Below are 12,126 nucleotides of genomic sequence, written 5' to 3'. Positions count from 1 at the left end.
CCCGCACCACCGCGGTCGCCGGGCCCCACGCCCCGGCGGCCGACGCCCCCGGGCCGGTACCGGCCGTTCCGGCCCAGGACCGGGCCCCGGCCCCCGGGACCCCGGTCCCCGAGGCCCCGGCAGTCGGGCCCATGGCGTCCGGGCAGCCGATGAAGCCGCTGCACGAGCCCGACGAGTACAGCACCCCGCCCTACGGAGGCCCCGGCCCCTGGGCGCCCGCACCCCCCGTGCAGCGCCCGGTCCCGACCCCCGCGCACGGCACCTCCGTACCCCCGCAGTACACGGGGACGAACGGGGCGGGCATACCCGCACCACTCGCCGCGGCCCCGTCGGCACCGGCCGCGCCCGCCCCCGGCTTCACACCCCCGCCTCACACGTCCCAGCAGCCGAACCCCCAGCACCCTCAGCAGCCCCAGAGCCAGGCGGCCCCCGCCCCGCTCCAGCCGCAGCCGGCACAGCCGACGCAGTGGCTCCAGTACGACCCCTGGGGCGCGCCCCGGCAGCCGCTCACCACCAACCCGGGCCCGCCGCTCGGGTCCGACACCGGCCGGAAGAAGCAGCGGCGCGGCTCGGTCCTCATCGGCGCGGTGCTGCTCGCCCTGGTGGCGGGCGGCATCGGCGGCGGCATCGGGGCCTACGTCGAGCGCAACGGCGGCCTCACCCGGATCGAGCTGCCGCAGGCCGGCCGCGACAGCGGAGGCCGGGCCCCCGACAGCGTCGCCGGGATCGCCGCCAGCGCCCTGCCGAGCGTGGTCACCCTGCACGTCAGCGGCACCGGCGAGTCCGGCACCGGCACCGGCTTCGTCCTCGACAAGTCCGGCCACATCCTCACCAACAACCACGTCGTCGCCCCGGCCGGTTCGTCCGGCGACATCACCGTGACGTTCAGCGGCGGCGAGACGGCGCGCGGCGAGATCGTCGGCAAGGACAGCGGCTACGACCTGGCCGTGGTCAAGGTCACCGGCGTCTCCGGCCTCAAGCCGCTGCCGCTGGGCAACTCCGACAACGTGCAGGTCGGCGACCCGGTGGTCGCCATCGGCGCCCCCTTCGACCTGTCCAACACGGTGACCTCCGGCATCATCAGCGCCAAGGACCGGCCGATCACCGCAGGCGGCGAGAAGGGCGACGGCAGCGACATCAGCTACGTCGACGCGCTGCAGACCGACGCCCCGATCAACCCGGGCAACTCCGGCGGCCCGCTCGTCGACGGCAAGGCCCAGGTCATAGGCATCAACAGCGCCATCCGCGCCGCCGACAGCGGCTCGTCGGGCGAGGGCGGCCAGGCCGGCTCCATCGGCCTCGGCTTCGCCATCCCGATCAACCAGGGCAAGCGGGTCGCCGAGGAACTGATCGCGACCGGCCGGGCCACCCACCCGGTGATCGGCGTCACGCTCGACATGAAATACACCGGGGACGGCGCCCGGGTCGGCACCAAGGGCGCGGACGGCAACCCCGCGGTGACGCCCGGCGGACCCGGTGCCAAGGCCGGGATCAGGCCCGGGGACGTCATCACGGAGGTCGACGGCCGCCGGGTGCACAGCGGCGAGGAACTGATCGTGAAGATCCGCGCCCACCGTCCCGGCGACCGTCTGGACCTCGGTCTGACACGCGGTGGTAAAGACCTGTCCATCTCTTTGACCCTCGGGTCGGCAACCGGCACGTGACGGCCCCCGTGCGCTACCGCGACGACAGTTTCGGCGGGTACCGTGGGCCGGGTCCGGACCTCGACCGACACGGCCCCGGAGAACACGAGGAGCAACAGGGTGTTCAATGACATAGGCGTACTCGAGCTGGTGACGCTCGGGATCCTGGGCGTGCTGGTCTTCGGCCCGGACAAGCTGCCCAAGGTCATCCAGGACGCCTCGCGCTTCATCCGCAAGGTCCGCGACTTCTCGGAGAGCGCCAAGGAGGACATCCGCACGGAGCTCGGCCCGGAGTTCAAGGACTTCGAGTTCGAGGACCTCAACCCCAAGACGTTCGTCCGCAAGCAGCTCATGGACGGCAACGACGACCTGGGGCTGAAGGAGATCCGCGAGACCTTCGACCTGCGCAAGGACCTGAACGAGATCACCGACGCGGTGAACGGCCGGGAGAGCGCGGCCGTGGAGTCCGCCGACTCGCGCAGCGGCGTGTCGAGCAGCCCGGCGATCACCGCCGCCAACGGCTCCCCGGGCGCTCCCGACCTGCTCAAGAAGCGTGACCAGCCGGCCGGGGACAACCACCCGCCCTTCGACGCCGACGCCACCTGACCCCCCGCCAACGGGGCTCGTCCGGACGGTATGGCTATTCTCCATCTGTCCGGAAGTGAGTACGCCCGTCGGGGGGCGGGCCGCTCCGGGCCCAACGGATCGAGGAGGCGGCCGGACAGATGGGGACGACGAGTCGGGTGGACGCGGAAGACGCGTCGAGCACAGTCACCGCAGAGGGGAGTCCGGTGGCCCGGCGTATCGTCGACGGCTACCTGGCGGCCGGATTCCCCTGGTACGGACTGGACGAGGCCTTCACCGGGCCGCGCCGGCTGATGCAGGTGGGCACCACCGCCGACGGCGCGGTGCAGCACGGTTCCGTCGGACACGGCGACGAGCCGTCGGTGCGGGCGGACGCGGGCGCGGAGAAGCAGCGGTTCGCCGTCGTCGTATCGCTGGGCAGCAGCCCGGTGCGGCGCAGCGGCGACGGCACGGGGGTGCTGGACGCGACCACGGTCTCCTCCGCCGCCTGGCTGGCCGGGTCCGGCCTGCTCGCCTGCACCTGGCCGCCGCAGCTGGACCACGCCCTGCGCGACGACTGGCTGAGCCAGCAGACGGAGACGGCGTTCGACCTCGCCGACGACCTGGAGGGGCCCGCCTGGTCGGTGCTGTCCCTGCCGGTGGACGGCACCCCGGTGCCGTTCCACTACCGCGAGTCCGAGTTCGGCTGGGTACTGGCGGGTTCCGCGCCCGGCGGGGTGCACATCGGCGCGTACGGGCGGGGCATGAGCGCCTACGGCCTGGGCTTCTCGGTGATCGGCGACATCACGTCGTACGCGTAGGCCGCGACACGAACGGCACGGGCGGCCCGGAAAGCACGAGCGGGTACGGGCGGCACGAGCGGTACGGGGCGGTGGCCCGGCGGGAGGCCGGCCACCGCCCCGCGGCTCAGAACTTGTTGCGCGGGGTGATGCCCAGCGACATGCCCGACAGACCGCGCTTGCGGCCGCCCAGCTTGTCCGCGATGGTGCGCAGCGCCTTGCCGGCCGGGGAGTCGGGGTCGGACAGGACGACCGGCTTGCCCTCGTCGCCGCCCTCGCGCAACCGCACGTCGATCGGGATGGAGCCGAGCACCGGCACCTCCGCGCCGACCGTCCTCGTCAGGCCCTCGGCGACCTTCGCGCCGCCGCCGGTACCGAACACGTCGACCATCTCGTCGCAGTGCGGACACGGCATGCCCGACATGTTCTCGACGACACCGACGATCTTCTGATGGGTCTGCACGGCGATCGAACCGGCCCGCTCGGCCACCTCGGCCGCCGCCTGCTGCGGGGTCGTGACGACCAGGATCTCGGCGTTCGGCACCAGCTGGGCCACCGAGATCGCGATGTCACCGGTGCCCGGCGGCAGGTCGAGCAGCAGGACGTCCAGGTCGCCCCAGTACACGTCGGCGAGGAACTGCTGGAGCGCGCGGTGGAGCATCGGGCCGCGCCACACCACCGGGGCGTTGCCCGGGGTGAACATGCCGATGGAGATGACCTTCACGCCGTGCGAGGACGGCGGCATGATCATGTTCTCGACCTGGGTCGGCTTCCCGTCCGCGCCGAGCATCCGCGGCACGCTGTGCCCGTAGATGTCCGCGTCCACGACGCCGACCTTGAGGCCCTCGGCCGCCATCGCCGCGGCGAGGTTCACCGTCACGGACGACTTGCCGACGCCGCCCTTGCCCGACGCGACCGCGTAGACCCGGGTCAGCGAGCCGGGCTTGGCGAACGGCACCTCGCGCTCCGCCGTGCCGCCGCGCAGCGAGGCCGCGAGCTCCTTGCGCTGCTCGTCGCTCATCACGTCCAGCGTGACGTCGACCCGGGAGACGCCCTCGACACGGGAGACCGCGTCCGTCACGTTCTTGGTGATCGTCTCGCGCATCGGACAGCCCGAGACCGTGAGATAGACCGTGACAGCGACCACGCCGTCAGCGTCGATCTCGACGGATTTCACCATGCCGAGCTCGGTGATCGGGCGGTGGATCTCCGGGTCGTTCACTGTCGCCAGTGCCTCAAGCACCGCGTCTTCCGTAGCCATACCTCGATAGTACGGGTGTGCGCAGCACTCCTTGAGGGTGGTGGTGGGCGACGGGAGGGCGTTACGGCGCCTGTTGCTACGCGCGAGTAGCGGCTGTCAGCGGTCTTCGTCACTCTCGGCCGGGAGCAGGGCCCGCCGGTCGTCCAGGTCCTTCACGAGGTCCTCCAGCTCGGAGCGGATCCAGTCGCGGGTGGCGACCTCGCCGAGCCCCATCCGCAGCGCCGCGATCTCCCGGGTGAGGTACTCGGTGTCCGCGATGGAGCGCTCGTTCTGCTTGCGGTCCTGCTCGTGGGTGACCCGGTCGCGGTCGTCCTGCCGGTTCTGCGCGAGCAGGATCAGCGGGGCCGCGTAGGAGGCCTGGAGCGACAGCATCAGCGTCAGGAAGATGAACGGGTACTGGTCGAACCGCCACTGCTGGGGAGCGAAGACGTTCCACAGCACCCAGACGATGATGACCAGCGTCATCCAGACGATGAACCGCCCGGTGCCCAGGAAGCGGGCGATCCGTTCGGAGAACCGGCCGAACGCCTCGGGGTCGTAGTCGGGCAGCACCTTCCGGCGCGGGTCCTTCGGCTGGTCCAGCCGGTGGCGCGGCGGGCGCACGATGCCCGAGGCGCCGACCGGTGCCGTCCTCGTGCGTTCCTCAGCGGCCACGGGCCACCCCCTCCTCGCTGTGGAAGTCGGTCTCCCGCCAGTCCTCGGGCAGCAGGTGGTCCAGGACGTCGTCCACCGTCACCGCGCCGAGCAGCGACCCGCTCTCGTCCACGACGGGGGCCGAGACCAGGTTGTACGCGGCCAGATAGCTCGTCACGGCCGGCAGCGGCGTGTCCGGGCCGAGGGGGACGAGATCGCTGTCCACGACCGAGCTGACCAGGGTGTACGGCGGATCGCGCAGCAGCCGCTGGAAGTGCACGGTGCCCAGGTACTTGCCGGTCGGCGTCTCGTCGGGGGAGCGGCACACGTACACCTGGGCGGCGAGCGCCGGGGACAGGTCGGCCTGCCGGACCCGGGCGAGGGCGTCGGCGATCGTCGCGTCCGGCCGCAGGATGATCGGCTCGGTGGTCATCAGACCGCCCGCGGTCCGCTCCTCGTACGACAGCAGGCGCCGCACGTCGGCCGCGTCGTCCGGGCGCATCAGCGTCAGCAGCCGCTCCTTGTCCTCCTCCGGCAGCTCGGACAGCAGGTCGGCCGCGTCGTCCGGGTCCATCGCCTCTAGGACGTCGGCGGCGCGTTCCTCCTGGAGCTTGCCGATGATCTCCACCTGGTCGTCCTCGGGCAGCTCCTCCAGGACGTCGGCGAGCCGGTCGTCGTCGAGCGCGGCGGCCACCTCGGCCCGCCGCTTCGGCGACAGGTGGTGCAGCGCGTTGGCCACGTCCGTCGGGCGCAGCCGCTCGAAGGTGGCGACCAGCGTCTCGGCGCCCTGCCCCACCTCCTCCAGCGAGAACCCGCTGACGGCCGACCAGTCGACCGTCAGGGTCTCGCCCTTGCGGCGCAGGGCCCCGGCCTTCCCCTTGCGCACGAAGTACTTGTCGATCTCCCAGTCGCGGCGGGCCGGGAGCTGCTGGATGGCGACGTCGAGGACGGTGACCTCCTCGCCGGTCTCCACGAGGCGGACCCGCCGGTCGAGGAACTCGCCGAGCACCAGGCGTTCGGTGGGCCGCTGTTCGAAGCGCCGCATGTTGACCACGCCGGTGGTGATGACCTGACCGGACTCGACGCCCGTCACCCGGGTCATCGGGAGGAAGATCCGGCGGCGGCTGAGCACCTCGACGACCAGGCCGAGCAGCCGGGGCGGCCGGTCACCGACCCGCAGCATCGCGACCAGATCGCGGACCCGGCCCACCTGGTCGCCGTTGGGGTCGAAGACCGGTACGCCGGAGAGGTGCGAGACGAAGACCCGGGGGGCGCCTGCCGCCATGGTGCGCGCCTCCTTCTTCCGTGTACGACTTCCGTGTCCGGCCGGCCGGTGGTCAATCGGGCGTTATGTCGTGATCAGGCTAGCCCGTACCGCTCGGGACCTGCGCGGTGGATCCGTCCGTACGGCTCCCTGCCGGAGGGTTCGTACGGCACGGGTACGCTGCCGTCTGCCACCCCCGCCACGCAGATGAGAGGCAGTGCGCCCGTGACCCCTCCCGCCCCGCCCGTCCGGGCCCGACGCCGGACCGCCCTCGCCGTGGTGCTCTGCGCCGGGCTGACCGCCGCGCTCACGGCATGCGGCGGCGACGAGGACCCGGACGAGGGGACCAACGGCGTCGGCAGACTGACCGCCGTGCAGATCGAGAAGAAGGCGCAGAAGGCGGCGGACTCCGCCCCCGCGGTGCGCCTCGCCGGGTCGCTGGTCAGCAAGGGCGGCACGTACAAGCTCGACATGCAGCTCAAGGCGGACGGAGGCACGGGCTCGGTCGTCTCGAAGAACAGCACCTTCGAACTGCTGCGCGTCGGTGACGAGCTCTACCTGAAGGCGGACGCCGGGTTCTGGAACCACGACGAGGGGGCCGGAGCCGACAGCGAGGCGGGCGGGGCCGCCGCCGACAAGCTCCGGGACAAGTACGTGAAGGTGCCCCAGGACGACCCGACGTACAAGCAGCTGCGCGGCTTCACGGACAAGAAGACGCTGCTGGACGGTCTGCTCACGCTGCACGGCACCCTCGCCAAGGGGGACCGGAAGGACATCGGCGCGACCCGGACCATCCAGATCGCGGGCGACGAGGGCGCGGGCGGCACGCTCGACGTCTCGCTGGAGGGCACCGCGTACCCGCTGCGCTTCGCGCGAGGCGGCGGCGGCGGGACCGTGCTGCTGTCGGACTGGGGCAAGGACTTCGCCCTGGAGGCGCCGGAGAAGGAGGACACGGTCGACTACGGGAAGCAGCTGCCCAGGACGACGTCCTGACGCCCCGCCGCCCGGCCGCGTGAGCCGTGCGCGCCCTACGAGGTGGGCCGGCCCCTGCGGCCGCGCTTGAGGAGCAGGCGCGGCAGCCCGGCGGGCACCGGACGGCGCGTCGTCGCGGGGGTCGGCAGGGGCGCCGCGGCCAGGGAGCCGTCCGGCAGTTCGGTACGGAAGTCGCCGGGCGCCAGCCGCAGCACCCGGCACTCCCGGGCCCACCGCTCCGTCATCCGCTCGGCGTCCGGCGCGTTCAGCCGCTTGCCCTTCAGCTCGGCGACCGCGGCCTCCCACTCCGGCGAGTGCGGCGCGAGCTCCGTCACCGCGGCCGTCCAGGCGATCAGCCGGCCGCCCTTGTCCTTGCTGCGCACGGTCACCTCGGCGGCGGCCCCGCCGCCGAGCCCGGCCGGGAACGGCTGCTCGCCGGGACCGTCCCCGACCAGGTGCGCCGCGCCCTCGTGCCACACGTGCCACAACGCCCGCGCGGGGCCGGTGCCCCGTACCCAGATCAGGCCGGACTTCTTGGTGGCCTCCTCGACGAGGGCCCGGCCCAGTGGCACGTCAGGTGCGGCAGCAGTCATGCCCGAACTCTATGGGAGGGGCACGGGAGGCGGGACCGGACCGGTGGGCGGCCCGGACGGGGCGGAGGTCAGAGCCAGCCGTTGCGCTTGAGCGTGCGGTGGATGGAGAAGCAGACCACGCCGATGACGCCCAGCACCATCGGGTAGCCGTACCGCCAGCCCAGCTCGGGCATGTGCTTGAAGTTCATGCCGTAGACGCCGCAGATCATCGTCGGCACGGCGACGATGGCCGCCCAGGACGTGATCTTGCGCATGTCCTCGTTCTGCGCGACGGTCGCCTGCGCCAGATTGGCCTGGAGGATGGAGTTCAGCAGTTCGTCGAAGCCGACGACCTCCTCGTGCACCCGTGCCAGGTGGTCGGCGACGTCACGGAAGTACTTCTGGATGTCCGGGTCGACCAGCCGCATCGGCCGCTCGCTCAGCAGCTGCATCGGTCGCAGCAGCGGGGACACCGCCCGCTTGAACTCCAGTACCTCGCGCTTCAGTTGGTAGATCCGGCCCGCTTCCGAGCCGCGCGAACTGCCCTTCGCCGGGGCGGAGAAGACCTCGATCTCCACCTCGTCGATGTCGTCCTGGACGGCCTCGGCCACCGCGATGTAGCCGTCGACGACGTGGTCGGCGATGGAGTGCAGCACCGCCGAGGGGCCCTTGGCGAGCAGCTCGGGGTCGTCCTGGAGCCGGTGGCGCAGCGCGCGCAGCGAGCCGTGCCCGCCGTGCCGCACGGTGATGACGAAGTCCCGGCCGGTGAAGCACATCACCTCGCCGGTCTCCACCACCTCGCTGGTGGCGGTGAGTTCGGCGTGCTCGACGTAGTGGATGGTCTTGAAGACGGTGAAGAGCGTGTCGTCGTACCGCTCCAGCTTCGGCCGCTGGTGGGCGTGGACGGCGTCCTCGACGGCGAGCGGGTGCAGTCCGAACTCCCGGGCGATGCCCGCGAATTCCTCCTCGGTGGGCTCGTGCAGACCGATCCAGGCGAAGCCGCCCTCGGCCCGTACTTCGAGCATCGCCTCGTGCGGGGTGCGGCAGGTGCCGTGCTCCAGGCGCCGTCCGTCGCGGTAGACCGCGCAGTCGACGACCGCGCTGGAGGCGGACGGGTCGCGGGTGGTGTCGTAGGCGTTGTGCAGGGCGTTGCTCTTGCGCAGGGACGGGCGCACGACGGCGCGCAGGTCGCGGATCATCGACATGGCTGGCTCCTCTTCACGGAGGGCCGTCGTCGGGCACGCGGAACAACCCGGAATGGGGACGTGCGCTCACGTCCGCAAAGCGGGCGGCACCGCAGCGGCGCGATGACGGCGTTCGCTACAGACAGGCAAGAAAGGAGTGCTCTTCCGTCGTGCGCAATGCCGTGGGCCTTGACCGAGAAGGCTTCAGATCACCGAGGGAAGGTGAGATGCGGAAGAGCGGTTGGTACTGCACGGTCGACTTCGATCCATGGCAGCCCCACCTCCTCCAGCCGGTCCCCCTTGGGGGATGACGTGTCGTCGGGGCTGAGAGCGACGCTTCTGCGTGCTGCCCCGACCGGCGGCCAAGACTATCAGCCGCCCGACGGCCAATCCTTTACTTTGCCCGTTCCATACGCGTTCTATGCTCGCGGGATGGGAGAAATTCTTGCTCTGGTCGAGGCCCGGTTGCTGACGGCCCTCGGTGAACCGGACGCGCGCGCCGCAGTGACGTTTCTCGGCACGGACCGGATCGAGGTGCTCCGCTTCGTCGACGGCGATGTGGTGCGCTACGCCACACTCGGCATGTCCGCCCAGCCGATGGCCGACCCGACCGCGGTCCTCGCGGACCCGGTGAAGGGGCCGCGCGCCGAGCTGGTGCTCTCCGTGCGCGCCGGGCTCGCCGACACCGACAAGGTGCTGCGCCCGCTCGCCGTGCTGGCGGCCTCCCCGCAGGTCGAGGGGCTGGTGGTGACGCCGGGCGCCTCGCTGGACGTCGGCGAACCGCTGTGGCCCGGGGCGCCGTTCAGCTCCGTGCTGGTCGCGGAGCCGGGCGGCCTGGTCGAGGACCTGGAGCTGGACGCGCCGATGGACCCGGTCATGTTCCTGCCGCTGCTGCCGATGACGCACAACGAGGCCGCGTGGAAGCGGGTCCGGGGCGCGCAGGAGCTCCAGGAGCGGTGGCTCTCGCACGGCACGGACCTGCGCGACCCGCTGCGCGGCTCGGTACAGCTGGACTGACCCCGGTCCCGGCGCCCCGGTCCCGGGACCGGCCGTCCGGCGCGCGGGGACGTGGGAAAGCCCCGCCGCGCGGCCAGGAGGGGGGAGCCGCGGGCGGGGCGGTACGGGGCGGACGGCGGGTCAGTCGGCGAAGGCCGCGACCCCGTCCTCGGTGGCGTGCTTCGGCTCCAGCGCCTTTGCCTCGTGGGTCAGCGCCGAGCGCCGGACCCATACGACGAGCGCGCCGGCCACGGCCGCGATCGCGGCGACCACGAACGGGACGTGGATGTCGCTCCACTCCTCGATCTTCGGGGCGAGGTACGGGGCGGCGGCAGCGGCGAACCAGCGGACGAAGTTGTACCCCGCGCTCGCCACCGGCCGCGGCGCGTCCGAGACGCCGAGCGCCAGCTCCGTGTAGACGGTGTTGTTCATGCCGATGAAGGCGCCGGAGACGATCGTGCAGACGATGGCGGCGGTGTGGTTGCCGTACCCCAGGACCAGCAGGTCGACGGCGAGCAGTAGCAGTGAGGCGCCGAGCACCTTCAGCGAGCCGAAGCGCTTCTGGAGCCGCGGGGCGACGAGCACCGAGAAGACCGCGAGCAGCAGGCCCCAGGCGAAGAACACCGCGCCGGACCTGTACGGCGTCATGTCCAGCACGAACGGGGTGAACGCCAGGATCGTGAAGAACGCGTAGTTGTAGAAGAACGCCGAGGCCGCGACCGAGGCCAGACCGCCGTGGCCGAGGGCCTTGACCGGGTCCAGCAGCGAGGTCTTCCGGGCGGGCCGGGGCTGCTCCTTCAGGAACGCGGTGATGCAGATGAAGCCGATCGCCATCAGCGCGGCCGTGCCGAAGAACGGGTAGCGCCAGCTGGCGTCGCCGAGCAGTGCGCCGAGCAGCGGTCCGCACGCCATGCCGAGGCCGAGCGCCGACTCGTAGAGCAGGATCGCCGCCGCGCTGCCGCCGGCCGCCGCGCCGACGATCACGGCGAGCGAGGTCGAGACGAAGAGGGCGTTGCCCAGCCCCCAGCCGGCCCGGAACCCGACGAGTTCGCCGACGGACGTGGAGGTGCCGGAGAGCGCCGCGAAGACGACGACGAGCGCCAGCCCGGCCAGCAGCGTCTTGCGGCCCCCCATCCGGCTGGACACGAAGCCGGTGACGAGCATCGCCACGGCGGTGATCAGGAAGTACGAGGTGAACAGGAGGGACACCTGGCTGGGCGTCGCCTCCAGGCCCTTGGCGATGGACGGGAGAATCGGGTCCACCAGGCCGATTCCCATGAACGCGACGACAGAGGCGCCCGCCGTGGCCCAGACGGCCTTCGGCTGGCGCAGGATGCTGCCCGCGCCCTGATCGAACGGATCCTCTCCCTGCATGGATCTCCTCGCTCTCCACTGGGTCGTTGCGATACACACAGAATAAGTTAGAGAGACTAATGAGTGCAAGTTACATCTAAATCCGCCGGTGAGGGGCGCACTACGGACGGGTGATCTTGCTTGACGCGGCGACGGTCCTGGAGGACCGTTGGTCGCTATGAGGGGCGAACCCAGTTGCCCGAAGTGTGGAGGCCGGGTCAGGGCACCCGGTCTCTTCGCCGACACCTGGCAGTGCACCCTGCACGGCAGCGTGCAGCCACTGCAGCCGGTCGTTCCACCCAGCGTGGAAGCGCTGGGCGCGGTGGTGCGCCGTGCCCAGGTGCCGGTGTGGATGCCCTGGCCGCTGCCGGTGGGCTGGCTGTTCACCGGGGTGGCGAGCGCGGGCGACGACCGCAGCGGCGGCCGCGCCACCGTCGTCGCCTGTTCCGGTCCCGGCCCCGTCGGCGGCATCGGTGAGCTGCTGCTGGTCACCGAGGAGCTCGGGCTCGGCCTCGGTGCGCGGTACGCCGGGATCGACGGCCCCGACCCCGGCCCGTACCTGGAGGTCGACGGCCCGCCCGACGTCAAGATGCTCGCGGCCGGCCGTCCCACCCCGCTCTGGCACGTCAAGGGCGCCCCCGAGGACCGCGCGGTCTTCGCGGGCGAGGCGCGCGGACTCTGGCTCTGGGCGATCGTCTGGCCCGAGCAGTCGGGACTCCTGATGTACGACGAGCTGGTGCTCGCCGATCTGCGCGAGGCCGGGGGAGAGATGGACCTCGTACCGTGCGGGGCGCTCACGCCGCGCCTGCTCGACACGCCCTGACGGCGGCTGCCGCCGGGGCCGTCCCGGGCCCGGTCGGAGAGTGCCGGAGGGTGTTCGAACG

General features: G+C 71.9%; 12 protein-coding genes. 6 read left to right on the top strand and 6 right to left on the bottom strand.

The window, feature by feature from the left end; all coding sequences use genetic code 11:
• The first annotated feature begins 131 nt into the window (after positions 1-131).
• The 3 genes from ABZZ04_RS06020 (at position 132) to ABZZ04_RS06010 (ending at position 3,028) form a co-directional block, all read left to right on the top strand.
• Positions 132-1,664, top strand: a complete 1,533-nt coding sequence (locus tag ABZZ04_RS06020) for a trypsin-like peptidase domain-containing protein (protein ID WP_356930974.1) — start codon at positions 132-134, stop codon at positions 1,662-1,664.
• Between the two features lie 99 nt (positions 1,665-1,763).
• On the top strand, positions 1,764-2,249 hold the full coding sequence (locus tag ABZZ04_RS06015) for a sec-independent translocase (RefSeq protein ID WP_356930957.1): 486 nt from the start codon (positions 1,764-1,766) through the stop codon (positions 2,247-2,249).
• A 119-nt stretch (positions 2,250-2,368) separates the two neighbouring features.
• Entirely contained in the window at positions 2,369-3,028 is a 660-nt protein-coding gene (locus ABZZ04_RS06010) for a hypothetical protein (RefSeq protein WP_356930956.1), read from the top strand.
• 106 nt (positions 3,029-3,134) lie between these two features.
• Here ABZZ04_RS06010 and ABZZ04_RS06005 read toward each other — a convergent pair whose 3' ends face one another.
• From ABZZ04_RS06005 to ABZZ04_RS05995, 3 genes are all read right to left on the bottom strand, one after another.
• Positions 3,135-4,268, bottom strand: a complete 1,134-nt coding sequence (locus ABZZ04_RS06005) for an Mrp/NBP35 family ATP-binding protein (RefSeq protein WP_356930955.1) — start codon at positions 4,266-4,268, stop codon at positions 3,135-3,137.
• A gap of 96 nt (positions 4,269-4,364) precedes the next feature.
• Positions 4,365-4,922, bottom strand: coding sequence for a DUF1003 domain-containing protein (locus tag ABZZ04_RS06000; protein WP_356930954.1), 558 nt, complete (start codon positions 4,920-4,922; stop codon positions 4,365-4,367).
• Positions 4,912-6,186: a CBS domain-containing protein gene (locus tag ABZZ04_RS05995; protein ID WP_356930953.1), complete on the bottom strand. Its 1,275-nt coding sequence runs from the start codon at positions 6,184-6,186 to the stop codon at positions 4,912-4,914. The genes ABZZ04_RS06000 and ABZZ04_RS05995 overlap by 11 nt, the downstream gene beginning before the upstream one ends.
• Positions 6,187-6,390: 204 nt before the next feature.
• Here ABZZ04_RS05995 and ABZZ04_RS05990 point away from each other — a divergent pair, with 204 nt between their 5' ends.
• The gene (locus ABZZ04_RS05990) at positions 6,391-7,158 is read left to right on the top strand and encodes a hypothetical protein (RefSeq protein ID WP_356930952.1); all 768 of its coding nucleotides are present in this window, start codon (positions 6,391-6,393) and stop codon (positions 7,156-7,158) included.
• A gap of 35 nt (positions 7,159-7,193) precedes the next feature.
• Here ABZZ04_RS05990 and ABZZ04_RS05985 read toward each other — a convergent pair whose 3' ends face one another.
• Both ABZZ04_RS05985 and ABZZ04_RS05980 read right to left on the bottom strand, forming a co-directional pair.
• Positions 7,194-7,730, bottom strand: coding sequence for a hypothetical protein (locus ABZZ04_RS05985; RefSeq protein WP_356930951.1), 537 nt, complete (start codon positions 7,728-7,730; stop codon positions 7,194-7,196).
• Positions 7,731-7,798: 68 nt separating this feature from the next.
• Entirely contained in the window at positions 7,799-8,914 is a 1,116-nt protein-coding gene (locus ABZZ04_RS05980; RefSeq protein WP_356930950.1) for a magnesium and cobalt transport protein CorA, read from the bottom strand.
• 411 nt (positions 8,915-9,325) lie between these two features.
• Between ABZZ04_RS05980 and ABZZ04_RS05975 the strand changes: the two genes are divergently transcribed.
• Positions 9,326-9,910, top strand: coding sequence for a suppressor of fused domain protein (locus tag ABZZ04_RS05975; protein ID WP_356930949.1), 585 nt, complete (start codon positions 9,326-9,328; stop codon positions 9,908-9,910).
• 120 nt (positions 9,911-10,030) lie between these two features.
• Here ABZZ04_RS05975 and ABZZ04_RS05970 read toward each other — a convergent pair whose 3' ends face one another.
• A complete protein-coding gene (locus tag ABZZ04_RS05970; protein ID WP_356930948.1) occupies positions 10,031-11,263 on the bottom strand; it encodes an MFS transporter in 1,233 nt (410 codons plus the stop codon).
• 157 nt (positions 11,264-11,420) lie between these two features.
• On the opposite strand from ABZZ04_RS05970, the gene ABZZ04_RS05965 reads away from it, so the two are divergent.
• Positions 11,421-12,065, top strand: a complete 645-nt coding sequence (locus ABZZ04_RS05965) for a DUF6758 family protein (protein WP_351833663.1) — start codon at positions 11,421-11,423, stop codon at positions 12,063-12,065.
• Positions 12,066-12,126 lie beyond the last annotated feature (61 nt).

This window comes from Streptomyces sp. NPDC006435 (genome assembly GCF_040612315.1).
GTDB lineage: Bacteria > Actinomycetota > Actinomycetes > Streptomycetales > Streptomycetaceae > Streptomyces.
This window is presented reverse-complemented; position numbering and strand designations above follow the sequence as displayed.